The organism is Micromonospora sp. NBC_01699 (assembly GCF_036250065.1).
Taxonomy (GTDB): domain Bacteria; phylum Actinomycetota; class Actinomycetes; order Mycobacteriales; family Micromonosporaceae; genus Micromonospora_G.
Genome location: NZ_CP109199.1, coordinates 7,547,239 through 7,573,596, shown reverse-complemented (window position 1 = coordinate 7,573,596; position 26,358 = coordinate 7,547,239). Strand labels below are relative to the sequence as shown.

The following is a 26,358-nucleotide window of genomic DNA, read 5'->3' as shown; positions in this document are numbered from 1 at the left end:
GTGTTCCACCCGCCCGGCCGATCCAGCCGGGGCGGGACGGGTCACTGCTCCTCGGAGCCGCCGAGCAACGACGGGTCCCGCCGGATCAGCTCGGCCAGCCGGGCGGCCGAGTCGCCGGAGGAGTCGCCGGTCGCCGTCGACCAGTCCGGCATCGTCCGCACCGGCAGCGGCCACACGGGCGGGGCGGGTGCCGGTACGGGAACGGGTGTTGGAACGGGTGCGGCAGCTACGGGTCCGTCGCCCTGGGTCACCGTGACCCTGCCGTCGGACCAGCCGACCTGGACGTTGGCGTGCGACGTACCCTGCTCCATCGCCAGGCGGACCGTCAGCCCCGGATGGTGCGCGACCACCTGCCGGACCGCCTCGGCCACGTCGTCGACCGGCGTCCGCTGCGCCGGCACCGCCGGCCGGACGCTCTCGGCCGGCGGACGCAAGCCCTCGGTGGACGAGCGGAGGGTTTCGGTCGGCGGCCGGAGACCGGCGTTCGGGGACCGGGTGCCCTCGATCGGGTAGCGGGTGCCCTCGGCCGGATAACGCTGGCCGTCGGCGGGCGGGCGGTTGCCCGCGGGCGCGGGGCGGGCAGCGTTATCCGGGGTCCGCTCACCCTCCGTGGGCGTGGCGGATCGCCGCCGGAGCAACTCCTCCCGCCGGGCCATCCGGGCCAGCGCGTCGTCCAACTCGCCTCGCATCACGCCACCTTTCCCGACCGTCGTGCCCTGGGCACGGGCTTACGACTCCCGATCACGGATCGCCCGGTCCAGTGCGCGATCCAGGACGACCAGCAGGGCGTCGCGTACCGACAACCGGTCCCGGGCGTCGAACCGCACCAGTGGCACGTGCTCGCCGATCGCCAACGCCCACCGGATGGAGTCCAGATCGTGGGCGAGTTGTCCGTCGAACGCGTTGACCGCGACGACAAAGGGTAATTTCGCGCGCTCAAAGAAGTCGATCGCAGGGTAGCAGTCATCCAGCCGGGCGCTGTCGACGACGACCAGCGCCCCGAGCGCCCCCCGTGCGAGGTCGTCCCACATGAAACCGAACCGGGACTGACCCGGCGTGCCGAAGAGGTAGAGCTTCAGGCTTCGATCGATGGTGACGCAGCCGAAGTCCATCGCCACCGTCGTCGTGGTCTTCTCCGACCGGGTACCGGGATCGTCGACGCCGATCCCGGCGGTGGTCATCTCCGCCTCGGTGGTCAGCGGCGCGATCTCCGAGATGGCACCGACAGTGGTGGTCTTCCCGACACCGAACCCACCGGCGATGAGGATCTTCACCGGGATCGGTGCGGACTTGGGGCGACCTGGCGCCGCTCCGCCGGCTCCCATCGGCTCACCGTAGTCGACGCCGACAGCGGGCCGCGCATGGCGGGCGGTGGGCGCGGACGGCCCGACGTACCCCGCCGGAATGGCGTTGCCACCCGGTCCGCCGTAGCCGGCCGGTCCGCCGTACCGGCTCGGCGCGCTGTTGACGGGGGAGCCGGCGGCCGTCGGGGTGGCCGGCACCTCAGGAGATCGCACGAAGTCCATCGATCACTCGCAGAATGAGGTCGGGGTCGTGGGCATCCTCGATGTCGTACGTGTGCACATCGAGGTGACCGGTGGCCCGGAGGTCACCGACCAGAATCTTGGTGACGCCGAGATGCAACCGCAGCCGGGCGGAGATCTCGGCCACCGACATCGGTTCGGCGCAGAGCGTGACGATGTCCTGTAGCTCCGGTGCGAGTCGGCCCAGCGGCGGGCTGGTCCAGGACGGCCCGTCCGGTCGGGCCGTCACCTGCGTCTCCAGACAGATCGCCGGGTCGACGCTGTCCACCCGGCCGGCGGTCAGCACGAACGGTCGCAGCCCGTACGGCACCGGGCCGCCGAGTCCCGGGTCCGCGTTGTCGACGTCGAGCTCCGGATCGGGTTCGCCGGGTGTCGACGCCGCCGCCTGGAGGTAGGGGCGGATCCGGATGGCCGGCTCGGGCTCTCGCCCGGCGCCGGCCGCGGGCCGGGTCATGCCTGTACGGAGTTCTTCAACTCGACGATGAGCCGAGGCGTGAGCGCACTTCCCGCCCGGCCCGCGAAGAGCGTCATCTCGTACGCGACCGTGCCCAGGTTGGCTGAGCGGTCGGCGACGACGCCGAGTACGGAACCACTGCTGATCGAGCTGACCAGCAGGTATCCATCGGTCATGTCCACGATCACCCGGTTCAGTCCGCCGAGCGAGTACCAGTTGGCCGCGCCCCCGGCGAGACTGGTCATGCCGGAGACGACCGCAGCGAGCCGCTCGGCGTTGGACCGGTCCTTGATCGCGGACATCGCCATCAGCAGCCCGTCGGAGGAGACCGCGATCGCCTCGACCACCCCGGCGGTGTTGGTGGTGAACGAGTCCAGCAGCCAGTTGAAGGTCCGGGCTTCCTGGCTGAGCTCTCCGGTGGCCGTACCGGACTGCTCGCGGTCGATGCTGTCGCGAATGAAGGGGCTGGTCATCGTGGTGTTTCCTCTTCGTGACGGTGGTCGGTACGGACTTCGTCGAGGGCGCGGGCGACCCCGGCCTCGAACTGGGTGACGAGTTTCCGGACCTCGTCCGGGTCGTCCGGGCGGCTGCCGGACCGGTGCCGGTCCCAGCGCGGTCCCGGCCCGGCCGGCTCCAGGTTGCGCCCCGGCACCCGTCGGGTGAGCTGCACCGGTCCCGCGCCCACCGGGGCCACCTCCGGTGCCGTGCCCCGGCCCGCCCCCGCCGGCTCCCCGACCGGTGTGGTCGTTCCCGGTTGCTGGCGCTGGGCCCGTCGTACGCCGGCCTCGAACTCCTCGATCAGGGCGCGGACCACGGAGGGGTCGGCCGGCTGGGGGCCGCTGTTGCGGCCGACGCCCCGGCCGGCCGCGCCGGGTCCGTTGTTGGCCGGCAACTGCGCGCCGGGCACCCGCTGGCGCAGCCCGAGCGCCTTCGCGGCACCGGCGTCGTCGGCCGCCGACGCCGCCCTGGTGTCGGCCGGAGTGGCCGAGCCCTCAACCGGCACCCCGGCGAACGCGTTCCAGGGCTCGCCGGCCGCCAGCGATTGGCTGGCCCGCCGTAGCAGCGCCGCGTCGAACACCGGCTCCACCGGGCCGTCCGCCGGCGCGGCGCCCACATCGGTACGGGCGGCACCGCCGTCCCCGACAGCGGCCGGTCCGGCCGCGCTCGGCCGGGACGCGACGGGCACGGGCGGTGCGGACTGCGGTGCGGGCCGGGCCGGCGGCGGGGGCTGCACCGGCGACGGGGCCGGCGCGGGCAGGGGCGTGCTGACCAGTGCCCGGATCGGGTCGGCGATCGGGCCGATCGGAGCGGGCTTGCGGGTCGGCAGCGTTCCGGCCGGTGCCGGCTCGGCGGCCGGCGCGACGTCCGCCCAGGCGAGCGACGCCGACGGCACACTGGCCCGCGCCACGGCGACCGCCGACGGTTCGGTCCGACGCGGCACCAGCAGCCGGTCGGCGATCTCGATCTCGGCGGTGACCCCGCCGCCATTGGTCCCCGACAGGGTCACCCGCCAGCCGTGCCGGCGGGCCAGCCGGCCGACCACGAACAGCCCGAGTACCTCGGTCGGGGCCAGGTCGAGCCGTTCCCGCCGGGTCAACCGGGCGTTCTCCTCGGCCAGCCGCTCGCCGTTCATGCCGATGCCGTGGTCGACCAGGGTGAGCTTCACCCCGCCCTCGACCACCTCACCGCCGACCGTGACCCGGGTGTGCGGCGGGGAGAAGGCGGTGGCGTTCTCCATCAGCTCGGCCAGGGTCAGTACGAGGTCGCCGATGACCGCCGGTGCCACCCCCATGTCGACCCGTACCTGCACGTCGACGCGGGTGTAGTCCTCGATCTCGCCGAGGGCGAGCCGGACGACGTCGCCGAGCGGCATCGGCGCCACGTGCCCGTCGGCGCCGGCCGAGCCGGAGAGCACGACCAGGCTGCTGGCGCTGCGGCGCAGCCGGCTGGAGACGTGGTCGAGCCGATAGAGGTGCTGTAGGCGGGTGGGATCGGTCTCCTGGTGCTCCAGCCGGTCGATCAGCGCGATCTGCCGGCCGACCAGGTTCTGGGTCCGCCGGCCGACGTGACCGAACATCTGCGCCACGTTGCGCCGGCTCGCCGCCTGCCGTTCGACCAGGCGGGCGGCCGTACCCTGGACCCGGTCGAAGGCGCGGGCCAGGTCGCCGATCTCGTCGCGGGCCCGGATGTCGACCGGGTCGAGCCGGATAGCGGTCGACGACTCGGACTCGTCGTCGGCGATCCGGACCAGTTCCCCCTCGGCGACCCGGGCTACCCGGTCGGCCGACTGGGTGAGCCGGATCAGCGGCCGGGCGACCGTACGGGCCACCGCCAGGCTGAGCAGCACCACCACCAGCAGGGTGAGCAGGACCAGCCCGCCGACCCAGTACGCCGCGGCCAGCGCCGACCGCTGTTCCGCGGTCACCTGGGAGATGACGTCGGTGACGATCCGCTTCTCGACGAACTGCCCGAGGGTGATCAGGGAGGCGACGGCGGGAAAGAGCCGCTGCATGCTGAACCCGGCGACGGTGCCCTCGGGGTCCACGGCGAACCTGGTGAGGAACTCGGGGCTGGTACGGCTCGCCACCGCGTCCTCGACCAGCCGGTAGAGCGCGTTCTGCTCCGGGGTGGCGAAGGCGCTGAACCGGGCCGTGTTGACGGTCAGCGCCGCCATGTTGCTGATGTACGCGGTGATCGCGCCCTGGTTCTTGCTGGCGACAACGAGCACAATGATCGACGCGCCGGCGCTGATCCCCTCGTCCGTACGCAGCACCGCGTCGAGGGCGACGACCTGGCGCCCCTGCGGCGTGGCGGTGTCCACCCCGTACGTCAGTTGCAGGGACTCGATCAGCGCCACGTTGATCGGCCCGAACTTGCCCAGCACCTGGTCCGGGGTGGCCCGGCGGTTGAGTACGGCGGACCGCAGTTCGGCGAGTTGCTGCACGTCGGCGATGGCGGCGGTGACCCGGGTGGTCAGTCGGTCGCCGAGGTCGGCGCGCAGGTCGGCGATCTTGTCGCTGACCGTGGCCGTCTGCTGGATCAGCGCGGACCGGTCGGCGTGACCCATCAGGTAGCCGATGGAGAGCAGTCGTTCCTGCTGCAACTCCTGCACCAGCGAGCCGACCCGGCCGGCGGTGCGTACCGATTCGGCGGTGTCGGCGGCCCGGCTGGCCTGGTTCACCCGTTCGACCACCACCGGCACGGCCAGACCGACCATGCTGAGCAGCGGGATGATGACCAGCAGCGTGAGCTTGGCCCGAATCCGGAGCCTACCGAGCAGCATCGGAACGCCCCCAACCGCCGGGTCCGTCGGAACCCGCACCGGCGGTCGCGACCGGCCGGCCGGTCGACTGTCCACCGGGTGTACCGGCGGGGCCGGTGGCCGGCCAGTCGACCAGCGCGTCCCAGCGTCCGGGCTCGGTGCCGCCCGGCTCGGCCGGCGGTCTGTCGGCCGAGCCGGGGGCGGTCGGGTCGGGGCGGCGGCCACGGCCGCTGAGCACGATCGCCACGGCCAGGCCGGACATGAGCAGCAGCGCCAGCGCGCCGGCGACGTAGGTGATCTGTTGGCTGCGGGCCAGGCGGTCGTTGCGGGAGTCGACCAGGGTGGCGAGTTCGGTGAGGATGATCGAGGAGAGTTGTTCGGCGGCGGCGTGGGCGGTGACCCGGGCCGCGGCGATCTGGGTCAGATCGGCCTCGGAGGTGCCGTCGGTCAGCGCGGCCGACGCGCCCAGCGCCTCGATCGCGCGCTGGTAGCTGTCGAGCTGGTTGAGCAGGTTGCCGCCCAGGTTGGGACTGTCGGTGCTTTCCACCGCGGCCTGGAGGGACTCGATCAGGTCGGTGGCCGGGTCGAGCAGCGAGGTACGGGCGGCGGTCAGTTCGGCAACCGTGCGTAGTCGTTCGGTGGACTTCCGGGTGGCCCCGATCACCGCCAGATCGGCGAGTCGGCCGGCGGCGATCATGGCGGCGGGCAGTTCCTCGCCGACGGCATCCTGGAGGTAGTACGAGTCGGCCTCGGGGTCGCGCATCAGGCCGGAGCTTTCCCGTACCTTGCCCCAGAGGGCCAGCAGCAGGTCGGCGGCCTCGCGGTAGACGCCGAAGACCGCGTCCGGGCTGGTCGCACCCCGGTCGGGCAGAGACTCGATCTTGGCCCGTACGCCGGCCCAGCGTTCCCGGGTGCGCAGGTCGGCGCCGAGGCGGGTGTCGACGGCGGTGGTCCGTTCCACCGCGGTGGTCAGGGCCTCGCGCAGCACGGGCCGGCCGGCCACGGCCGCCGACTGGGCCTCGGTGAGGGCAACCGTCACGTCGGTGAGCGAGCGTAGATACTCGATCCCGTGCTGCTCCCGGGCGACCAGTTCCTGATCGGCGTCGACCGATCGTTGCAACTGCACGAAGAGCACGGCAACCGGCACCAACAGGATCACCACGAGGAACAGGCGCAGTGCGTTACCGGGCGCGTTCGGCCATCGTCGGGGCCGCTGCGCGGGAACTGTCATCGTGCATCTCCTCCGGCGACGGCCAGGGTGCGGTGGTGGTGAGCGCCGGGAGGCCGCCGGGGTCCCGCCCACCGGAGCGGAAAACTAACTGAACGCCCGACTCTGTCCATCCACGACGAACAGTCAGTTTCACGTCAGTTGCGCACCTGTGGTCACGGCTACTCAAAATCGTGACTCTGCGTGCTTATTGTTGAGCGACATGTATCGATTGAGCTGTATGTCCCGGTAGATCGGAATTCACATAGTCCGAATTTGTCCTGCCGTGCTTGCGCTTGGGATGTTCGTACGATGCGTTTTGCGCGCCAATCGGGTTGACCGGACGGACGTACGGCGGATCTCAGCCACGGCACAGGTTCGGGGCCGTACGGTGTGCCCATGCCTTCCGCGCTGCCGTCCCGGCTCCGCCATGCCCTCCACCGTGTCCGGTCGGGGGCGAGCATGTCCGGACCCGGCCGATCCGGGACCTCGTGGACGGCCCGGCTCGGCCGACGCCGGCTCGGCGCCGCAACCCTCGTCGTGGCACTGCTCGCGGCCCTGGTCGGCTGGGCGGTCTGGCCCGGGGGAGACTCCTTCCGCACCGAGGACCGGCTGATCAACGTCCGGTCCGGGCCGGACGGCAACCAACCGGTCGACCTGGACACCACGTTCTACCTGCCCGACGGGGCCGGCGCCGCGGCCAGGGTCCCGGCGATCCTGCTCCCGCACGGCTTCGGCGGGACCAAGGAATCGGTCCGCGCCGACGCCGAGGACCTGGCCGAACACGGGTACGCGGTGCTGGCGTACAGCGCCCGCGGGTTCGGCCGCAGCGGCGGGGAGATCCACCTGGACAGCCCCGACTTCGAGGTACGCGACGCCGCCCGCCTGCTCGACTGGCTCGCCGCCCGGCCGGAGATCCGCACCGACGCCACCGGTGACCCGAGGGTGGGCGTCGTCGGCGGCTCGTACGGCGGCGGCCTGGCACTGCTGCTCGCCGCCGCCGACCCACGGGTCGACGCGATCGTTCCGATGATCACCTGGCACGACCTGACCGCGTCGTTCCTGCCCGAGTCGAGCGGCCGATCCAACCTGGACGGGGTGTTCAAGAAGGGCTGGGCCGGAGTCCTGTTCGGCAGCGGCGGCACCGGCCCGGGCGGCCTCGGTGGCCTCGGACCCGGCGGGCCCGGCAACACCGCGTCGACCACCGGGCCGACCGCCGCCCCCACGGTCACGCCCAGCGTGGCACCCTCGACCCGACCCGGTCCGGGCATCGGTCCCGGTGCCGGCCCCGGTGTCGGACCGAGCAGCCCGGCCTGCGGTCGCTTCGCCGCCGACGTCTGCGCCGCCTACCTGGAGATCGCCACCACCGGACGGGCCAACGAACCGGCGCTCGCCCTGCTGCGCCGGTCCAGCCCGGCCGGCGTACTCGACCGGGTCAAGGCGCCGACCCTGTTGATCCAGGGCGAGGCCGACACGCTCTTCCCGCTCAGCGAGGCCGACGCCAACGCCCGGGGCATCGCCGCCGCCGGCACCCCCGTACGCGTGGCCTGGTTCACCGGTGGGCACGACGGCGGCGCCGGCCCGCGCAGCGACCAGGACCGGGTCAAGTTCCTCACCGTTCAGTGGCTCGACCACTACGTACGCGGCGACGCCGCCGACCCCGGCACCAGCTTCACCTGGTCCCGGCTCGCCGGTTTCGACGCGCTCGACCGGGGGCTGGTCGCCACCGGCTTCCGTACCGCCGACTATCCCGGCCTGACCGGCACGGACGCCGAGGCCGGCGGCGGTGTCCGGGAGGTCGCCGTCGGCGGCCCGCCGCAGCAGGTCGCCAACCCGCCGAACGGCAACCCGGCCGCGATCTCGACCGTGCCGTTCGCCGGGGCGCTCTCCGGCGTGGTCGGCGGGGTGGCCGGGGACCTGCCCGGCCAGCATGCCCGGTTCGTCACCGAACCCCTGGACGAGCCGGTCGACGTGGTCGGCGCCCCGACGGTGTCGATCCGGGCCGCGTCACCGACCGGCGAGGCGGTGCTCTTCGCCAAGCTCTACGACATCGGGCCGGACGGAACCGCCGAACTACCCGGCGGCCTGATCGCGCCGGTCCGGCTGACCGGCCTCCCGGCCGACCTGGCCGGTGCCGCGCCGGCCCGGGTGACCCTGCCGGCGATCGTGCACCGGGTCGAGGCCGGACACCGGCTCGCGCTGGTGGTGGCCACCTCCGACCAGGGCTACGCCACCCCGGTCGAACCGACCGTCTACTCGGTCGCGCTCGGCGGCGACCGGATCACCCTGCCCACGGTGAGCGGCGAGCCGATCCCCACCACCGGTGTGCTGTGGCGCTGGGCGCTGGCCGCCCTGCTCGCCGCGATAGCGGTCGGGCTCGTCGTGGTCCTGCTGGTGGTCCGCCGCCGGCACCGCCGCCACGACACCTCGGTGACCGCGGAGTACGCCGACATCCCGCTGGTCATCCGCGACCTGCGCAAGGAGTACGCGGACGGCTTCGTCGCCGTATCCCGGGTGGACTTCGAGGTGCACCGGGGGCAGGTGGTCGGCCTGCTCGGGCCGAACGGTGCCGGCAAGACCACCACCCTGCGGGTGCTGATGGGGCTGACCCAGCCGACCGCCGGCAAGATCTTCGTCTTCGGGCACCGGTTGGTCCCCGGCTCGCCGGTGCTGTCCCGGATCGGCTCGCTGGTCGAGGGGCCCGGCTTCCTACCGCACCTGAGCGGGCTGGCGAACCTGCGGTCGTACTGGCGGGCCACCGGGCGGCCGCTCGCCGACGCCCACTTCGAGGAGGCACTGGAGATCGCCGGCCTCGGCGACTCGGTACACCGCAGGATCAAGACGTACAGCCACGGGATGCGGCAGCGGCTGGCCATCGCCCAGGCCATGCTCGGCCTGCCCGAGCTGCTGGTGCTGGACGAACCGACCGACGGGCTCGACCCGCCGCAGATCGCCGAGATGCGCCGGGTGCTCCGCCGGTACGCCACCGGCGGCCGGGCGGTGCTGGTCTCCAGCCACCTGCTGGCCGAGGTGGAGCAGTCCTGCACCCACGCGGTGGTGGTCAACAAGGGCACGATCGTCGCCTCCGGGCCGGTCGACGAGATCGTCGGCGAGTCGCCCAGCGTGCAGTTCGACGTCAGCGACCCGGTCGCCGCGCGGGCCGTACTCGATCGGTTGGACGGGGTGCAGGTGCTGTCCAACGGGGACGGGGCGCTGGTGGTGGACGTGAACGGGACCGCCCGCAGCGAGGTGGTCGCCGAACTGGTCCGGGCCGGCGTGGGAGTCGACCGGGTGATGCCGCGCCGCCGGCTGGAGGACGCGTTCCTCGCCCTGGTCGGCGACAACTCCCGGGGCAGCGGGGACCGATGACGATGACCGATTCTCGGGAAAGCGGGGACCGCTGACATGGCCGGCACGGATCAGGTGACCGTCGAGAGCGCGGGTGCGGCGACGGGTTACCGGCCCCGGGCGACGCTCACGGTGGCGACCGAGTGGCGCCGGCAGTTCGCGCGTCGGCGTACGCAGTTGACGTTGGCGGCGATGGTCCTGCTGCCGATCATCGTGCTGATCGCGTTCCAGTTCAACGCGGGCGGTGACGACGACAACGGCAACAACGAGTTCGCCAGCCTGATCGACCTCGCCACCACGGGCGGGCTCAACTTCGCCCTGTTCTGCATCTTCGTGTCGTCGTCGTTCCTGCTGGTCGTCGTGGTGGCGCTGTTCTGCGGCGACACCGTGGCCAGCGAGGCGAGCTGGGGCAGCCTGCGTTACCTGCTGGCGGTCCCGGTGCCCCGGTCCCGCCTGCTGGCGGTGAAGCTGGTCGTGGCGCTCGCGTACTCCGGGCTGGCGTTGCTACTGCTGATCGGCACCGCCCTGCTCGCCGGCACCATCCGGTACGGCTGGGAGCCGTTGCAGAGCACCGTCGCCGCGCAGATCCCGGCCGGCGAGGGCCTGCTTCGGTTGCTCGGCATCCTCGGCTATCTGGCGGTGGCGCTGCTGGTGGTGGCCGGGCTGGCGTTCCTGCTCTCGGTCACCACCGATGCCGCCCTGGGCGCGGTCGGCGGCGCCGTGCTGCTCTGGATCCTGTCCAGCATCCTGGACCAGATCGAGGCCCTCGGCGTGGTCCGCGACTTTCTGCCGACCCATTACAGCACTGCGTGGCTGGGCCTGCTCTCCACCCCGATCCAGACCGACGACATCGTACGGGGCTGCATCTCGGCGATCAGCTACGCCACCATCTTCTGGAGCCTTGCCTTCTGGCGCTTCACCCGCAAGGACGTGGTCAGCTGACCGTCGGCTGGGGTGAGGTGCCGGCGCCGGGAATCGCTCGCCGAGTACGACAGCCGAGTGAGGGTCGGCGACATCCCGTACAGTTTATTTCGAATTCCTTTTTGCCGGCATAGCTCTTGAATGAAAGCAATCGAGCGTTACCGACTGCTTGGCAGACTATGCATCGACCAAGATGATTGTCTTGATGGCTGATCTATCGTGCGTCCCGCTGAGGTGATTAAGATTGAATCTGCCGGCGAGGCAGTGCCGGTGGTCAATCCGCCTAATCTCCAAGGAGGTCGAATGCTGTCATCGCCGTCAGTGAAGCGGATCACCGGGTTCCTCGTGGCCCTGTTCGGTAGCCTCGCCATCGCGCTCGCGCCGACTACCCCGGCCAGCGCCTACCCCGCCATCAAATACCTGGACTGCGAGTCCGGCGCATCCACCCTGGCCTGCTTGGTGGAGTACGCGGGCGCCGTCGAGCCGGTGACCATCCAATGGTTCGTCGACGGCGCCCACCGCCCCGCATGGGACGGCAAGACCAGCGTGCGTAAGAGCTGCTTGTTCAACATGTACTACGACGTGACGGTGTACGTGACCGACAGCTACGGCACGGCTTTCGCGTCGACTGCCGGGTATTGCCGGCGGGTCTGGTGGTAAACCCGTACCCCGCACGCCGCGAGATCTCCACACTTTCGCTGAAAGAGTGGTTGTTTTGCCCGCGACAGCCACTCCCTCCGCGAAAGTGTGCGGATCTTGGCTGGTTCGGGGTGGGGCGGGTGGCGGGCGCGTCGGGTGGGGTGTGGGTCACAAGGGGTGGTGGGGTGCTGGGTTGCGGCGGCGTTCGGCCGTAGGATCGGCCCTACAACTGAATACCTCATCCAGAGGGGCAGAGGGATACGGCCCGATGAAGCCCCGGCAACCACCCGCCGGCTCGATGACGAGCCGATCGTGGCAGGTGCCAAGTCCGTCCCCGCCGCACCGTGCGGCGTTGGGAAAGATGAGAGGACGACATCGCATGACTGCGATCCTCGGCGAGACCCAGAGTTCCGCTACCGCTGCTGACAGTGACGCGCCGGTAAATCCGGCCCGCGCGCTGGTCTGCCGGGGCTGCGGCGCGCAGTACCCGCTGATCGCGCAGCACGCCTGTTACGAGTGTTTCGGCCCGCTTGAGGTCGCCTACGACCAGGAAGCCCTGGCGAAGGTCACCCGAGCGGACATCGAGGCCGGCCCGCAGAACATCTGGCGGTACGCCGCGCTGCTCCCCGCCGGCCAGGACCCGGCCACCCGGGTCACCCTCGACCCCGGCCTGACCCCGCTGGTCGCCGCTCCGCACCTCGCCGCCGAGCTGGGCATCACCGCGCCGCTCTGGGTCAAGGACGACAGTGCCAACCCCACTCACTCGTTCAAGGACCGGGTGGTCTCGGTGGCGCTGACCGCCGCGCGCGGCCTCGGCTTCAACCGGTTCGCCTGCGCCTCCACCGGCAACCTGGCCAACTCGGTCGCCGCGCACGCGGCCCGCGCCGGGGTCCCCTCGATCGTGTTCATCCCGGCCGACCTGGAGCAGGGAAAGATCATCACCACCGCCGTGTACGGCGGCGACCTGGTCGCCATCGACGGCTCGTACGACGACGTGAACCGGCTCTGCGGCGAGCTGGTGGAGACCGACGAGTTCGAGGACACCGCGTTCGTCAACGTCAACGTGCGGCCGTACTACGCCGAGGGTTCGAAGACCCTGGGGTACGAGGTGGCCGAGCAACTCGGCTGGCGCATCCCCGAACAGGTGGTCATCCCGATGGCCAGCGGCGAGCTGCTGACCAAGATTGACAAGGCGTTCAGCGAGCTGGTCGAGATCGGCCTGGTCGAGGCGCCGGCCAACGGCTGGAAGGTGTTCGGCGCCCAGTCGGCCGGGTGTAACCCGATCGCGACCGCCCTGCACAACGACACCGACACCATCGTGCCGGTGAAGCCGACCGGCATCGCCAAGTCGCTCAACATCGGCGACCCGGCCGCCGGGGTGTACGCGCTGGAGGCGGTGCGGCGTACCGGCGGCTGGATGGAGTACGCCGACGACGACGAGATCCGCGACGCGATCCGGCTGTTGGCGCGTACGACCGGGGTGTTCGCCGAGACGGCGGGCGGGGTTACGGTGGCCTGCCTGCGCAAGCTGGTGGCGAGCGGACGGCTCGACCCGACCGCCGAGACCGTTGTCTACAACACCGGCGAGGGACTCAAGACCATCGACGCGGTGGCGTCGCTGGTGGGGCCGACGTACCGGGTCAAGCCGTCGCTGAAGGCGGCGCGCGAGGCCGGGCTGCTGGGCTGAAGTGGCTGGCCCGACGGCTGATGGCGACCCACTCATCGGAGGTCGCCGTCAGCCGATCGGACCAGGACAAGTGGGCTGATCGGTGGATCTATCCGATGCGGTGGGTAGCTGACGATTTGCCACCCGTTAGCAAAATACCCCGTGCGGGGCTTGACGGCGCGAACCGGGCGACGCAAAATGCTCCGTGCGGGAGGGCGCATCGCCGTAGACTTTTGAAGCTCTTACGACCCAGCGCCGGAGGCGTTGTGCGATCGTCCTCCCGACCAACGACCCCCGGCTAATTCATTCGCGTTCATCGCGGACGCCGGGCACCCTCGGGAACATGGACACCGTCGCCACCACCGTAGGGCTCATCGTTACCCCACTCGACGTCGCCGACGACCTCGCGGTCGAGCAGGCGTACGCGGTCCGGTCCGCGGTCATCGCCGCCGACCTGCCGGACTTCCCCCCGCTCTGTCGCCAACGCTTCTTCGGTCAGCTGCGCCATCCGATGCCCGGCGAGGAGACGCAACCCGTACTCGCCCACCTCGACGGCCGGGCGGTCGGATACATGAGCATCGAACTGCCCCAGCTGGAGAACACCGAGAACTCGTCGGTGGACATCGAGGTGCTGCCGGAGTACAGGCGCCAAGGGGTCGGCCGGGCGCTGCACGCGTACGCGCTGCGTACCCTCCGGGAACTCGGACGTAAGCGGATGAACGGGGTGTCGGCGGCCCCGTTGCCCGGTGAGCCGTCCCGGATCGAGCCCGGTCGGGAGTTCGCCACCTCGCTGGGTGCGAAGAACGCCCTGGTCGACGTCCGCCGCCGGCTCGACGTGACCACACTGGACCAGGCGCACCTCGACGAACTGCTCACCGCCGCCCACAACCGGGCCGACGGGTACTCCGTGGTGCGATGGATCGGGCCGACCCCCGACGAGTACCTGGACGACATCGCCTACCTCGACGGCCGACTGATCCTGGACGCGCCAATGGGTGACCTGGAGTGGGAGCCGGCCACACCCGACCGGGAGCGAATCCGGGCGGTGGACGAGGCGCTGCGCGTACGCGGCCGGCGGTTGTACAGCACCGCGATCCGCCACGACGCCTCCGGCAAGGTGGTCGCCTGGACCCTGATCGATGTCGGCGCGACGCCCGACTGGCACGCGTACCAGCAGATCACCATCGTCGACCCGGACCACCGCGGCCACCGGCTCGGCACCATCGCCAAAATCGAAAATCTCCGGTACGCCCTGTCCCACGAACCCGCCCTGCGCATCATCGACACCTGGAACGCCGCCGTCAACGACCACATGATCACCATCAACGAGGCAATCGGCTTCCACCCCACCGACGCCTGGAACAACTGGCAACTCACCCTCTAACCCCAATGCCGCTTAGTTAGGGGGGTGGGTCGGTTGTCAATCCTGTGGTGTGCAGGATGTTGACGGTGATGGTGTGGTGGTAGTTGGTGCGGTCGATGGTGCCTTTGGCGCGGTGTTTGGAGATGGCGCGTTTGACTACTCGTGGGCTTGTTCGGGCGCGTCGTTTCGGGAGGAGGTGGGTCAGGACCGCGCGGCCGATCACTCCGACGAGGTCGATGGTGGTGTCGGCGATGACCCCGGTGGCCAGGATGATCTGGTCCCGGGCGGCGTGGACCGCCACGGTGAAGCTGGCCTGGTCCGGGCTGGTCGGTTGGTTGGCGGTGGCGTCGGCCATAGCCAGCCGCACCGTTTGGTAGACGGTCAGCAGGGCGTGGACTTCCTGACTCACCCCGTTCGGGGTCCGGGCCCGTAGGACCCGTCCGCCGAGCAGGGTGGACTTCAACTCCAGGTACGTCGTCTCGATTTCCCAGCGTTGGTGGTAGAGCGTGACCAGGTCCAGAGCGGGGAATCGGTGGTGATCGGTGAGGGTGGTGATCAGCCGGTACCGGCCGACATGGTGTTTCCCGTCGAGGTGCACCAGGATCTCGGCGTCGACGACCCGGACCGTCATCGCGCCGATGACCGATAGCCAGGACCCGTCGTGGTGGCGGCGGATCACCGGTAGCCGCCGGTCGTCTTTGTCCCGCACGAGCAGGTCGACGCCGGTGCCGGCGAACTGTTCGATCATCGTGCGGGCGGCGAAGCCCCGGTCGGCCAGTAGGAGCATGCCCGGGTGCAGACAGCCCAGCAGACGCCCGGCGCAGGCGAGTTCACCGGTGGTGAGTGGGGTGAACACCGCGTCGATCAGTGTGCGGGTGCCGCAGGCCACGACCGCGACCAGCCGCACCATGGGATATCCGGACCCGCCGTGGGTGCCGGCCTGACGCGGGTAGACCGCCAGATTCGCCGTGCTGTCGGGCACGAACATGCTGGTGCCGTCGATCGCGCAGACCAGCAGACCCCGCCACCGCTGGGCCCCGGCGGGTGGACCCGCCAACAGCCGAAACAACGCCGCCAGGGGCTTGTCCCCGACCCGACGGCGGGCCTGGGACAGGGCTGAGGAAGTCGGCATCGCCACCGCCAACCCGTCCAGGCCGGCGACGAGCCGGGCCCATACCTGCTGGTAGCCCAACTCGGTGAACAGCCCCGCCGCGAGCAGCAGATATACCACCACTCGCGAAGGCACATCCCGCACCCGAGCCTGCACCGACCGGGTATCGGCCAGGACCGCGTCGACCATCTCGAACGGCACGTGCTGCGTCAACTCACCCAGATGACCCGGCGCGAACCGCCCCGAAGCCACCGCGATCGTCCGGGTGATGGCAAACTGTTCCAACGGCGGGGCTCCCGGTCCAGAGGCTGTCTTGGAGTGACAAACCTCTATACCGGAGCCCCGTCGTTCCTTCTGCCACGACACGCCCTTGACAAGCAGACCCAAGCCTTAACTACGCGGCATTGCCTCTAACCCCACCCCCACCCTCCCGCCCCCCACCCCCGCCTCCCGCCTCCCGCCTCCCGCCTCCCGCCCCCCTCCTCCCTCCCTCCCTCCGCGCCCCGCCCGTCGCCCCGTCGATCTAGGGCGAATGGTGGTGATCGGAGATCAACTAACACGTATATGCCCTAGATCGACGAGGCGGGGGGCGGGCGGGGGCGGGCGGGGCGCGGGAGGGCGGGGGCGAGGGGCGGGGGCGAGGGGAGGGGCGGGGAGGGGAGGGGGTGGGGTGGGCTGGGGCATGATGGCGGGATGACGGAGACCCCGCATCCCCTCTACGCCACGCACGCCGACACCCTCGCTCGGGCGCTGACCGCGATCACCGAGCGCGGGTACTGGTCGGCCTTTCCCGAGTCGCCCAGCCCCAGGGTGTACGGCGAGACCGCCGCCGCCGAGGGTGAGGCGGCCTTCCGCGCTTACCTGGACGCAGACTTCCCGCTCGACCAGCCCGGCACCGTGGGCCGGGTGGCCACCGAGGTCAGCCCGTTCGGCGTCAACCTCGACGTACGGTATCCGCACGTCGACGCGGACGTGCTGGTCAGCGCCGCCACCGCGGCCCTGCCGGGCTGGCGGGACGCCGGACCGCAGACTCGGGCCGGCGTCTGCCTGGAGATCCTGGCCCGGCTGCACCGGCACATCTTCGAGCTGGCCAACGCGGTGCACGCGACGAGTGGACAGGCGTTCGTGATGGCGTTCCAGGCCGGCGGGGCGCACGCCCTGGACCGGGCACTGGAGGCGATCGCGTACGCGTACGCGGAGATGACCCGGCATCCGGGCAGCGCCGAGTGGGAGAAGCCGGCCGGCAAGGGTGACCCGCTGCGGATGGTGAAGACGTTCCACGTGGTGCCCCGGGGCGTGGCGCTGGTGATCGGCTGCAACACCTTCCCGACCTGGAACTCGTACCCGGGTCTGTTCGCGTCCCTGGTCACCGGCAACCCGGTGGTGGTCAAGCCGCATCCGGGGGCGGTACTGCCGCTGGCGATCACCGTCCGGTACGCCCGCGAGGTGCTGGCCGAGGCCGGGTTCGACCCCAACCTGGTGCTGCTCGCAGCCGAGGAACCGGGCGAGAAGCTGGCGACCACGCTGGCGCTGCGCCCCGAGGTACGGATCATCGACTTCACCGGCTCGACCGAGTACGGCGACTGGCTGGAGAACAACGCGCGCCAGGCGACGGTCTACACCGAGAAGGCCGGCGTCAACACCATCGTGGTCGACTCCACCGACGACTTCGCCGGCATGTGTCGCAACATCGGCTTCTCGCTGACGCTCTACAGCGGGCAGATGTGCACCACGCCGCAGAACATCCTGATTCCGGCCGCCGGCATCGAGACCGACCAGGGTCACAAGAGCTTCGACGAGGTGACGGCCGGGATTGCCGGTGCGGTCGGCAAGCTCACCGGTGATCCGGCGCGGGCGGTCGAGTTCACCGGGGCGATCGTCAACGACGGGGTGCTGGCCCGGCTGGACGAGGTGGCCGGGCTCGGCGAGGTCGTGCTGGCCTCGCGTCCGGTCGAGCACCCGACGTACCCGCAGGCGGTGGTGCGTACGCCGACGATCGTGCGGCTCGGCGCGGACGCCGCGCAGACCTACGGCCGGGAGTGGTTCGGACCGATCTCGTTCGCGATCGCCACCGATTCCACCGCGCACAGCCTGGAGATCCTGCGGGAGACAGTGGGGGCGCGGGGCGCGTTGACGGCGGCGGTCTACGCCAGCGACGACAAGGTGCTCGACGCGGCCGAGTCGGCGGCAGTGGACGCCGGGGTGCACCTGTCCTGCAACCTCACCGGCGGCGTTTTTGTCAACCAGTCGGCGGCGTTCTCCGACTTCCACGCCAGCGGCGCCAACCCGGCGGCGAACGCGGCGTTGACCGACGGCGCGTACGTGGCCGGTCGGTTCCGGGTGGTCCAGTCTCGTCGGCACATCTGAGCCGTCCGACCGGTGGCCGGGATCCCCGCCCTGCTCACGCGGGGTGACGGGAACCCCGCCGTCGGTCGGCGGCCGGGTCCGTTCCCGCACGCGGGTTGAGCGGGGTGGGGATGGTGTTCCCGCGCGGGTTGAGCGGGGTGGGGATGGTGTTCCCGTGCGGCTGGTGCGGGTCGGGGATGGTGTTCCCGTGCGGCTGGAGCGGATCGGGATCGGTGGGTGGCGGGGAGCCGGTGCGGGGTTCGGGTCAGGCGCGGCGGCGCATCTGCAACTCGGTCAGCGTGGGCACTCGCGGGTGGGGCAGGCGGACGCCGGTGTCCTCGAAACCCAGGCGCTGGTAGGCGCGGATCGCCCGGTTGTTGCCGACCACCACCTCCAGCAACAGTTCGGGTCGTCCGGCCGCCCGTGACCAGGCTGCCACCCCCTCGATCAGGTCGGCGAGCAGGCCGGTGCCGCGCCTGGCCGGGGTGAGGTAGACGGCGAAGATCACGGTGAGTCCCGGCTCGGCGTGCACCGCGTGCCCACCCGCGTGCCCGACGAACCGGCCGTCGGGGTACGCCGACCGCGGTTCGGCGACGAACGCCGCGATCTGGCTGCCGTAGGCGTTCTGTCGTACTCGGCTCGCGTACTCGGCGTGTGGTCGGGCGGCTGCCTCGGCGACCGTCTCCAGGAAGGCCAGGGGTGCGTCGGCGAGCATCTCCAGTCGCAGCGCCCGCATCCGGGCGGCGTCGGTGGGTCGGATCCGCCTGACCCGTGGCCGCTCATCGACGCTCCCGTCGCCGGGTCGCAGACCGTCGACGGCGCCCGGACGGAGGCCGTTGCCGGGCCGCAGGCCGTCGCCGTCGGCGCCCGGACCGAGGCCGTTGCCGTCGTCGGCCGGGATGCCGTCGACGGGTGTGCGGGACACGGCGCCGGCGTCCGGTGGGCCGGTTGCGGCAGCGCTCGCGTCGGATCGGGCGGTTGCGGCGGCGCTCGCGTCGGATCGGGCGGTTGCGGCGGTCGCGTGCGGTGGGGCGGTTGCGGCGGCCACGTCTGGTGGGGCGGTTGCGGCGGACGCCGGCATGCTGGTCATGGGGCATGCCTACCCCCGACTGACCCGACGGGCAACCGGATTGCGGATCACGGTTGCGTCGCGCCCCGCGAGATACATGATCAATTGTACGACGTAAAGACGTCCGACGATGTAGGTGTAATCGTCGTCGGAGAGGTGCGCGTACCGGCTGCTGTCCCTTTTGGGGTAGTGCACCTCGGTCGGACCTCGTGTAGCGTGCGATTTCGGTTGCTGTATTCGTGGATCGATATGGGTCCCGAGTCGGCGGCTCCGGTCGGCGTACGCCGGGGCCGGGGGTGTTTGACCCAGCACGATCGAAGTGAGGAAGTGCACCGTGGCACAGGGCACCGTCAAGTGGTTCAACAGTGAAAAGGGCTACGGCTTCATTGCGGTCGACGGCGGGCAGGACGTATTCGTCCATTTCTCCGCGATCGAGATGGATGGCTACAAGGCGCTCGACGACGGCCAGCGGGTGGAGTTCGAAATCGCCCAGGGCCAGAAGGGGCCGCAGGCGGAGAAGGTGCGCCTCCTCGCCTGACCGGTTCGTCTGAACCGTCCGACCGGTCGGGAGTCCCGACCGAGTGCAACCGATAATCACAGCCGGAATCGATAACGACAGGGCGTCGGTCTCCCCGTGGAGTGCGGCGCCGCTGTCGCGCTTCTGTCTTGGTCGGTGTTTCGCTGCCGCCCCGGTTGATGTTCCGCTGCCGTGTGCCCGGGACCCAGGGGTGTCGGTCCGGTTGGCTGTGTGGCTCCCGTCGTCGCGGTGGGACGGGCTCGTGTGTTGGCCCGAGCCTGCCCCGATCCGTGACGCCCGAGCCCGCGCCGATCCGTGACGCCCGAGCCCGCGCCGATCCGTGACGCCCGAGCCCGCGTTAGTTCAGGTGATGTCCTGGCTCGTGTTGGTTCGTGTGGAGTCCGATTCGCATGCTGTCCAGTCTGCTACGCCTTGGGGGCTCTGCTGCCATTCGAGGGGTTCGCCCGGCTTGCGGGGTCGGTGCGCCGGATGTTCATCCGTGCGTCGTCCACGCGATGTTCCGCACCGGGTCGGGACCGTACGGGTCGCAGGGTGGTGTGGTCGGGCTTTCGGCGGTGATGGTGCTGGTCGCCGGGGTGGCGGATCGCGCGCGAAGGTAGGTCCGGTCGGTCCGGCTCCGGCCCACTCGCTTGCACTCGACATGGGAGAGTGCTAAACAAGTGATTGGCACTCGCGCGGTGTGAGTGCCAGAGGTCGGGGCGGTTAGGGCCACGGTCGCGCACCGGTGACGGAGCGGGGCACATGGCCGGTCGTCGCGGGCTGTCCGGCCCGACCGACGGACGTCACTGCCGCCTAGTGCGCGGGAGTCGGTCCGGTGCGTTCGCGCCGGACCAGACCGCGCGCCAGCGCAGTAGTGACGTCCGAAGGTGCGAAGTCAGGCGGCCGATCCGGGACCAACCGGCTCGGGTGGCCGTGAGTGTCCAGGAGGACAACGCCGTATGGCCAAGATCATCGCGTTCGACGAAGAGGCCCGCCGTGGCCTTGAGCGGGGCATGAACCAGCTCGCCGACGCCGTCAAGGTGACGCTCGGCCCCAAGGGCCGCAACGTCGTGCTCGAAAAGAAGTGGGGCGCCCCCACCATCACCAACGATGGTGTGAGCATCGCCAAGGAAATCGAGCTTGAGGACCCCTACGAGAAGATCGGCGCCGAGCTGGTCAAGGAGGTCGCCAAGAAGACCGACGACGTTGCCGGTGACGGCACGACGACGGCGACCGTCCTGGCTCAGGCGCTGGTCCGCGAGGGCCTGCGCAACGTCGCGGCCGGCGCGAACCCGATGGCCCTGAAGCGGGGCATCGAGGCTGCGGTGGCGGCGGTGGCGGAGGAACTGGCCAAGCTCGCCAAGGATGTCGAGACCAAGGAGCAGATCGCCTCGACCGCGTCGATCTCCGCCGGTGACACCACCGTCGGCGAGATCATCGCCGAGGCGATGGACAAGGTCGGCAAGGAAGGCGTCATCACCGTCGAGGAGAGCAACACCTTCGGGCTCGAACTGGAGCTCACCGAGGGTATGCGCTTCGACAAGGGCTACATCTCGCCGTACTTCTGGACCGACCCGGAGCGGATGGAGGCCGTCCTCGACGACCCCTACATCCTGATCGTCAACAGCAAGATCGCTTCGGTGAAGGACCTGCTGCCGATCCTGGAGAAGGTCATGCAGTCGGGCAAGCCGCTGCTGATCATCTCCGAGGACGTCGAGGGCGAGGCCCTGGCCACCCTCATCGTCAACAAGGTCCGGGGCACCTTCAAGTCCGTTGCCGTCAAGGCGCCGGGCTTCGGTGACCGCCGCAAGGCCATGCTGACCGACATCGCGATCCTCGCGGGTGGCTCTGTCATCAGCGAGGAGCTGGGCCTGAAGCTCGACGGCATCGGCCTCGACCTGCTGGGCCGCGCCCGCAAGATCGTGGTGACCAAGGACGAGACCACGATCGTCGACGGTGCCGGTGACGCCGACCAGATCCAGGGTCGGGTCAACCAGATCCGCGCCGAGATCGAGAAGAGCGACTCGGACTACGACCGCGAGAAGCTGCAAGAGCGCCTGGCCAAGCTGGCCGGCGGTGTTGCCGTGATCAAGGTTGGCGCGGCCACCGAGGTCGAGCTCAAGGAGCGCAAGCACCGCATCGAGGACGCCGTTCGCAACGCGAAGGCGGCCGTCGAAGAGGGCATCGTCCCCGGTGGTGGCGTCGCGCTGGTGCAGGCCGGCAAGACCGCCTTCGACAAGCTGGACCTCTCGGGTGACGAGGCGACCGGTGCGGCGATCGTCAAGATCGCGCTGGACGCCCCGCTGCGCCAGATCGCCGTCAACGCCGGCCTTGAGGGTGGCGTCGTGGTGGAGAAGGTCCGCAACCTGGAGCCCGGCCACGGCCTGAACGCCGCGAACGGTGAGTACGTCGACCTGCTCAAGGCCGGCATCATCGACCCGGCCAAGGTGACCCGTTCGGCGTTGCAGAACGCGGCCTCGATCGCGGCACTGTTCCTGACCACCGAGGCAGTGGTGGCGGACAAGCCGGAGAAGAACCCGGCCCCGGCTGCTGCGCCGGGCGGCGGGGACATGGACTTCTGAGTCCATCCACGTAACATCCGTAAGGGGCGGGCCGCGTCAGCGGTCCGCCCCTTACGTCATGTCGGTAGTCGTCGTTGATTGCGTTGCTTGTCCGTACGGGAAAAGGGCTTTCCGATCTGGATCGGGGCGTCGACCATCTCCAGCGGTTCATCGGATGCGAGTTCGTTCAGCCGATCCATTTCCGCGCGCTGCTCCGCGTCGCCGTAATCGAGGCGATGTACCGGCGTTTCGGCGGGAATCTCGGCTGCCATCCTGGCCCAGGCGCCCGCCGCGAGATCGTCAATCGGTTCGTCGTCCTTCGCCATGACTTCCTCCTTGGCTCAAACGGTAGGAGCCGGGAAGGCAACGGTGCTGAGAAACGGCGCTATAAACGGATATCTCCTATTCGCCCCTTTCGTGGCGAACCGCTGGTGTGTCCCGCCGAACCCGCAGGAGTGTCCCGCCGACCCGACGGGTCGTTCCGCCGGCGCGATGCCCGGTCAGAGTTGCTTGCGGTAGAGGAAGAAGACCCGCTCGATCCGCGCACCCGAGTTGCTGGCATAGAACGGGACCGGACCCACCCAGCCGATCTCCGCCCGCAGGTGTCCCGCCGCGCGCTGGTCGGCCAGACACCGCCGCAACAGCACCCCGCCGATCCCCAACCCCTGGGCGGCCGGGGCGGTGCCCATCGGGCCGAACCAACTCGGCCGCGACGACCCGTACGCGGCGAAGCCGAGCACCTCGACCGTCGAGCTGTCGACGGCGGCACCGCCCTCGCCCGTACCGGCGTCCGGGGCGGCGCCGTCGATGGTGGCGGCAACCCGGTCACGTACGGCGATGTGGCAGCCGGCGCCCGTACGCCCGATCGAGTCGGCGACCTCGCCACCCCAGGCCACCCCGAACGTCTCCCGCGCGAACCCGACCAGCATGGCCGCGTCTTCGGGCTCGGCCCGGCGTACCGTGACGCCCTGCGCGGCGAGCCGCTGTTCGGCGTCCTCGGTGCCGCGCAGTGCCGGCGACTCGTCGTAGGACAGGTCGGCCGTCATGTTCCAGGCGGTGTTCTCCTGCTCGTAGCCAAGCGCCATCGCGGCGCAGATGGCCGGCGTGTAGCGCACGTCGATGCCGGGCCAGACGTAGTGCGGCGGATTGCCGGCCAGCAGCACCTCACCGGCACCGAGCCCGGACAGGGCGCCCTCGATCCGGGCCAGCAGGGCCCGCCCGATCCCGCGACGGCGGTGCGCCGAGTGCACCGCGACCAGGTCGACGTGACCCAGGGACGAGTCGCGGTGGGCGATCGAGCCGAGCACCACGCCCACGGTGGCGGACTCCACGACGGCGACAAAACCGACAGTACGGCGGCGGGTCGGGGCACCCGGCAGCGTGGTGGTGTCCCGGAGCCGGGACACGATCGCCGCCGACTCGGCCGCGTCGTCCGGCAGGTCCAGCGCCTCGGCGCAGAGGGCCACCACCGCGGGTACGTCGTCGTCGGTCAGTTCGATGATCGAGAAATCGTGGTCCACGATCGCCGACCATAGGACACCGTCGCCCCGCCGCGCTGCCCGCCCTGTGTGGCCGTACCGGTTCAGCGCGACTGCCGGGCGGCCCGCACGGCGGCGTACGCGTCGACCAGACCGGCCCCGGTGAGGTTGCCGGGCGGGCCGCAGGTGGTGTCCGGTCCGGACGGGCCGTCGTCGGACGGTGCCACCGGTGCGGCGGTCTCCCGCAGGATCCGCCAGGTCCGGTCCAGGTCACCGACGAGCGCCGGATTCGCCGACCACATCAACGCCACCACCCCCGCGACGTGCGGGGTCGCCATCGAGGTACCGCTGAGGGTGGCGTACCCGCCGCCCGGCATCGCCGACAGCACGTCGGCGCCCGGCGCGACCAGGTCGGGCTTTGCCGCGCCGCCCGCCGCCGGCCCCCGACTGGAAAACGATGCCACCCGTCGCTCCCGGTCCACCGCACCCACGGTGAAGACATCGGCGTACGGTGCCGGCGGGTCGTCGATCGAGTCGCAGACCGGACCGGTGTTGCCGGCGGCGGCGGTGAAGAAGACCCCGGCGGCGGCGAAGGCGGCGGTGGCCGGGCGGAGCGCCCCGGCGTCGCAGCCCTCGATCGGCGGGCAGCCCCACGAGTTGGTCAGCACCTGCGGGGCGCGATCCGGCCGACCGTCGGTGAACGGGTCACCGCCGTTCGGGAACGGGGCCAGCATGAACTGGAGGCAGTCCAGGTAGTGCGCCGGGTTGCCGAGGTTGCGGTCGAGGTTGACGCAGCCGACCCAGCGGGCACCGGGAGCGACGCCGACGTTCTGCCCGCCGACCGCGGAGGCGAGCGTGTGCGTACCGTGGCCGCCCTGGTCGGTGGGGGAGCGGGTGCCGTTCCACGGGTCGTACCAGGAGTCGTCCCCGCCCCGGAAACCGGAGGCGAGGGCCGGGTGGTGACCATCCACACCGGAGTCGGAACTGCCGACCACGACCCCGGAGCCGGTGGTGCCCAGCTGCGACCAGACCCGGTCGGCACCGATCTGGGTCAAATTCCAAGAGGGTACGGCCGGCGCCGCCGCGCCACCATGACTGCTCCCGGGCCGCTCCGGCAGCGGGCGCAGTTGCTGGCTGAGCAGCACCCGGCCGACGTCGTCCCGCCCGGACAGCCAGGCCCGTACGCCCGGACCGCCGTCCACCTCGATCGCGTTGACCAGGTAGTACGGGGTGTAGTCCAACCGCCAGCGGTCGAACTGGCGGCGCAGGTCCACCTGCGACCGGGAGGCGGTGTCGACCAGCCGTTGGTAGACCTCCCGCACCCGGGCCGGCTGACCGGCCGCCCCGGTCGGTCCGGCCCGCAGGTCGTCCAGGGACGCCTGCTCCTTCAGCACCACAAAGAGCTTCTCGCCGTGGAATCCGGGCTGCCCCGGCCCGAGGTAGACGCCACCGGTAACCAGCAGCAGCACCACCGCCGGCACCGCGCCCGCCCGGCGACCCGGAACTCGGGACCCGGTGCGGCCGAAGGCGACGCCGTACGCGATGCCGAGCAGCAGCGCCAGGGCGAGGGAACCACCGGCGGCGACCGCCGCCCAGAACGGTACGTCCCGGCCGGTGGCCAGCAGGACCGAGATCTCCTCCGGGTCCACGAAGGCCAGCGGACCGAGTACGGCCACCCCGACCAGCCAGGCGGCGGGTGCCGATCCGCCGTCGCCAGCCGTTCCGGTGCCGGCCGTTCCGGTGCCGGTCGTCCTGTCGCCGGCTGTTCCGGTGCCGGCTCGACGCCCGACTCGGCGGAGGGCGGCGATGATGAAGCCGGCTGCCGGCAGGACGAGCAGCACGGCGAGCTGCGTACCGGCGGCTCCGGTGCCGCCCGCGACGAGCGCCAACGCGACGCCGGTCACCAGGCCGGCGAGCAGCACCGATCGGGCCGGGCCGGCGGGACTGCCGTCGGACCGGTGCTCGTACCCGGTCCAGAAGCTCCGGTCGAGCAGGCTGCTGACAAACCAGCCGAGGGCCGCTGCGGCAACCAGCGCCAGCGCGGTTTCGAGCAGACCGCCGAGCGCGCCCAGCCAGACCCAGGGCAGCAACAGTGCCAGCCCGGCGGCAACCGCCAGCCCGATCCCGGCCGACCCCGATCCGGGCGCGGGTGAGGTTGCAACCCCGGGCGCGGGGACCGGCAGCGCAGCGGGCGGCGGTGCAACGCCGGGCGCGGGGAGCGGCAGCGCACCGGGCGCGAGCGGTGGCAGCGTGGCGGCCCCGGGGGGCGGCAGGGCACCGGGCACCGGGCCACGGGATCGGCCGGCGTGCCGACGTACGAGGAGCGCGGCCAGGGTGGCGGTCAGGGCGAGTGCGGCCAGGTAGCCCTCGTTCTGCGCGGGCGGAATGGTCCGGAGCAGGCCGAAGGCGCCGAGGGCGAGCGCGCCGACCAGCCAGACCCGGCCGGCGGCCCGAACCGGAACCGACCGGGGCAGTACGCCGAGCAGCACCGCCGGTACGCCGACCAGCACCGCGTTGACCAGGCCGGTGACCGGCCACACCCACGCCGGCTGGGTCAGTCCGCCGACCAGCAGCACCTGTTCCACCAACCAGCCGACGGCCTGGGCGCCGACCGTCACCGCGACCGCCCAGCAACCGACCAGCACCGCCGCCACCACCGGCCACGGCCCCCCGCCCGACCGGCCCGCCACCGGACCCGGCCCCCACGGCGGTTGTCCCGGCGGCCAGGATGCCTGCCCCGGCGCCCACGGCGGTTGTCCAGGTGCCTGCCCCGGCCGCCATGGCGGTTGCACCGGCGGCCAGGCGGGCGACGGCGGGGGCAACGATGACGGTGGCGGGCCCGACCCGCTCGGGGACGCACCGGCCGGCGGTG

19 protein-coding genes and 1 riboswitch are annotated in these 26,358 nt (G+C 71.2%); of the genes, 8 read left to right on the top strand and 11 right to left on the bottom strand.

Annotated elements, in window-relative coordinates:
- Window positions 1-41: 41 nt before the first annotated feature.
- Genes OG792_RS31255 through OG792_RS31230 form a run of 6 tightly spaced genes read right to left on the bottom strand, consistent with a single transcriptional unit; the run spans window position 42 to window position 6,491 of the window.
- Window positions 42-689: a hypothetical protein gene (locus OG792_RS31255; protein ID WP_329104973.1), complete on the bottom strand. Its 648-nt coding sequence runs from the start codon at window positions 687-689 to the stop codon at window positions 42-44.
- A gap of 39 nt (window positions 690-728) precedes the next feature.
- Window positions 729-1,526, bottom strand: a complete 798-nt coding sequence (locus OG792_RS31250; RefSeq protein WP_329104971.1) for a GTP-binding protein — start codon at window positions 1,524-1,526, stop codon at window positions 729-731.
- Complete coding sequence (locus OG792_RS31245) at window positions 1,504-1,998, bottom strand: DUF742 domain-containing protein (protein WP_329104968.1); 495 nt, start codon at window positions 1,996-1,998, stop codon at window positions 1,504-1,506. The genes OG792_RS31250 and OG792_RS31245 overlap by 23 nt, the downstream gene beginning before the upstream one ends.
- Window positions 1,995-2,471 carry a roadblock/LC7 domain-containing protein gene (locus OG792_RS31240; RefSeq protein WP_329104966.1) on the bottom strand — a complete coding sequence of 159 codons (477 nt, stop codon included), beginning with the start codon at window positions 2,469-2,471 and terminating at the stop codon, window positions 1,995-1,997. Before OG792_RS31240 ends, OG792_RS31245 begins: the two co-directional genes overlap by 4 nt.
- A complete protein-coding gene (locus OG792_RS31235; RefSeq protein ID WP_329104964.1) occupies window positions 2,468-5,281 on the bottom strand; it encodes a sensor histidine kinase in 2,814 nt (937 codons plus the stop codon). Before OG792_RS31235 ends, OG792_RS31240 begins: the two co-directional genes overlap by 4 nt.
- Window positions 5,268-6,491 (bottom strand): hypothetical protein, encoded by a 1,224-nt coding sequence (locus tag OG792_RS31230; protein WP_329104962.1) that lies wholly within the window; start codon window positions 6,489-6,491, stop codon window positions 5,268-5,270. Before OG792_RS31230 ends, OG792_RS31235 begins: the two co-directional genes overlap by 14 nt.
- A gap of 516 nt (window positions 6,492-7,007) precedes the next feature.
- Here OG792_RS31230 and OG792_RS31225 point away from each other — a divergent pair.
- From OG792_RS31225 to OG792_RS31205, 5 genes are all read left to right on the top strand, one after another.
- Window positions 7,008-9,836, top strand: a complete 2,829-nt coding sequence (locus OG792_RS31225) for an alpha/beta fold hydrolase (protein WP_442932521.1) — start codon at window positions 7,008-7,010, stop codon at window positions 9,834-9,836.
- Between the two features lie 36 nt (window positions 9,837-9,872).
- Window positions 9,873-10,757: an ABC transporter permease gene (locus OG792_RS31220; protein ID WP_329104958.1), complete on the top strand. Its 885-nt coding sequence runs from the start codon at window positions 9,873-9,875 to the stop codon at window positions 10,755-10,757.
- Between the two features lie 282 nt (window positions 10,758-11,039).
- On the top strand, window positions 11,040-11,396 hold the full coding sequence (locus OG792_RS31215; protein ID WP_329104956.1) for a hypothetical protein: 357 nt from the start codon (window positions 11,040-11,042) through the stop codon (window positions 11,394-11,396).
- A gap of 214 nt (window positions 11,397-11,610) precedes the next feature.
- Window positions 11,611-11,743, top strand: a riboswitch (SAM riboswitch).
- Between the two features lie 11 nt (window positions 11,744-11,754).
- The gene (gene thrC, locus OG792_RS31210) at window positions 11,755-13,062 is read left to right on the top strand and encodes a threonine synthase (protein ID WP_329104954.1); all 1,308 of its coding nucleotides are present in this window, start codon (window positions 11,755-11,757) and stop codon (window positions 13,060-13,062) included.
- Window positions 13,063-13,384: 322 nt separating this feature from the next.
- Window positions 13,385-14,425: a GNAT family N-acetyltransferase gene (locus tag OG792_RS31205; RefSeq protein ID WP_329104952.1), complete on the top strand. Its 1,041-nt coding sequence runs from the start codon at window positions 13,385-13,387 to the stop codon at window positions 14,423-14,425.
- Window positions 14,426-14,441: 16 nt separating this feature from the next.
- On the opposite strand, the gene OG792_RS31200 is transcribed toward OG792_RS31205, so the two are convergent.
- Complete coding sequence (locus OG792_RS31200) at window positions 14,442-15,800, bottom strand: IS4 family transposase (protein ID WP_329104950.1); 1,359 nt, start codon at window positions 15,798-15,800, stop codon at window positions 14,442-14,444.
- A 408-nt stretch (window positions 15,801-16,208) separates the two neighbouring features.
- On the opposite strand from OG792_RS31200, the gene paaN reads away from it, so the two are divergent.
- Window positions 16,209-17,882, top strand: a complete 1,674-nt coding sequence (gene paaN / locus OG792_RS31195; RefSeq protein WP_329104948.1) for a phenylacetic acid degradation protein PaaN — start codon at window positions 16,209-16,211, stop codon at window positions 17,880-17,882.
- A gap of 244 nt (window positions 17,883-18,126) precedes the next feature.
- Here the strand turns inward: paaN and OG792_RS31190 are convergent, their stop codons facing one another.
- Window positions 18,127-18,669: a GNAT family N-acetyltransferase gene (locus tag OG792_RS31190; RefSeq protein ID WP_329111551.1), complete on the bottom strand. Its 543-nt coding sequence runs from the start codon at window positions 18,667-18,669 to the stop codon at window positions 18,127-18,129.
- 595 nt (window positions 18,670-19,264) lie between these two features.
- Here OG792_RS31190 and OG792_RS31185 point away from each other — a divergent pair.
- Complete coding sequence (locus tag OG792_RS31185) at window positions 19,265-19,468, top strand: cold-shock protein (protein WP_121157415.1); 204 nt, start codon at window positions 19,265-19,267, stop codon at window positions 19,466-19,468.
- 938 nt (window positions 19,469-20,406) lie between these two features.
- On the top strand, window positions 20,407-22,029 hold the full coding sequence (groL, locus tag OG792_RS31180) for a chaperonin GroEL (RefSeq protein ID WP_329104944.1): 1,623 nt from the start codon (window positions 20,407-20,409) through the stop codon (window positions 22,027-22,029).
- 56 nt (window positions 22,030-22,085) lie between these two features.
- Here the strand turns inward: groL and OG792_RS31175 are convergent, their stop codons facing one another.
- From OG792_RS31175 to OG792_RS31165, 3 genes are all read right to left on the bottom strand, one after another.
- Window positions 22,086-22,280, bottom strand: a complete 195-nt coding sequence (locus tag OG792_RS31175; RefSeq protein WP_329111549.1) for a hypothetical protein — start codon at window positions 22,278-22,280, stop codon at window positions 22,086-22,088.
- Between the two features lie 228 nt (window positions 22,281-22,508).
- Complete coding sequence (locus OG792_RS31170) at window positions 22,509-23,528, bottom strand: GNAT family N-acetyltransferase (RefSeq protein ID WP_329104942.1); 1,020 nt, start codon at window positions 23,526-23,528, stop codon at window positions 22,509-22,511.
- Between the two features lie 62 nt (window positions 23,529-23,590).
- A complete protein-coding gene (locus OG792_RS31165; protein ID WP_329104940.1) occupies window positions 23,591-26,176 on the bottom strand; it encodes a S8 family serine peptidase in 2,586 nt (861 codons plus the stop codon).
- Window positions 26,177-26,358 lie beyond the last annotated feature (182 nt).

What these genes read in the sequence shown, in the direction of transcription:
- groL (WP_329104944.1), top strand. Translation starts at nt 20,407, where the DNA reads ATGGCCAAGATCATCGCGTTCGACGAAGAGGCCCGCCGTGGCCTTGAG.
- thrC (WP_329104954.1), top strand. Translation starts at nt 11,755, where the DNA reads ATGACTGCGATCCTCGGCGAGACCCAGAGTTCCGCTACCGCTGCTGAC.
- OG792_RS31245 (WP_329104968.1), bottom strand. Translation starts at nt 1,998, where the DNA reads ATGACCCGGCCCGCGGCCGGCGCCGGGCGAGAGCCCGAGCCGGCCATC.
- OG792_RS31255 (WP_329104973.1), bottom strand. Translation starts at nt 689, where the DNA reads ATGCGAGGCGAGTTGGACGACGCGCTGGCCCGGATGGCCCGGCGGGAG.
- OG792_RS31175 (WP_329111549.1), bottom strand. Translation starts at nt 22,280, where the DNA reads ATGGCAGCCGAGATTCCCGCCGAAACGCCGGTACATCGCCTCGATTAC.
- OG792_RS31250 (WP_329104971.1), bottom strand. Translation starts at nt 1,526, where the DNA reads ATGGACTTCGTGCGATCTCCTGAGGTGCCGGCCACCCCGACGGCCGCC.
- OG792_RS31205 (WP_329104952.1), top strand. Translation starts at nt 13,385, where the DNA reads ATGGACACCGTCGCCACCACCGTAGGGCTCATCGTTACCCCACTCGAC.
- OG792_RS31235 (WP_329104964.1), bottom strand. Translation starts at nt 5,281, where the DNA reads ATGCTGCTCGGTAGGCTCCGGATTCGGGCCAAGCTCACGCTGCTGGTC.
- OG792_RS31230 (WP_329104962.1), bottom strand. Translation starts at nt 6,491, where the DNA reads ATGACAGTTCCCGCGCAGCGGCCCCGACGATGGCCGAACGCGCCCGGT.
- OG792_RS31215 (WP_329104956.1), top strand. Translation starts at nt 11,040, where the DNA reads ATGCTGTCATCGCCGTCAGTGAAGCGGATCACCGGGTTCCTCGTGGCC.
- OG792_RS31220 (WP_329104958.1), top strand. Translation starts at nt 9,873, where the DNA reads ATGGCCGGCACGGATCAGGTGACCGTCGAGAGCGCGGGTGCGGCGACG.
- paaN (WP_329104948.1), top strand. Translation starts at nt 16,209, where the DNA reads ATGACGGAGACCCCGCATCCCCTCTACGCCACGCACGCCGACACCCTC.
- OG792_RS31240 (WP_329104966.1), bottom strand. Translation starts at nt 2,471, where the DNA reads ATGACCAGCCCCTTCATTCGCGACAGCATCGACCGCGAGCAGTCCGGT.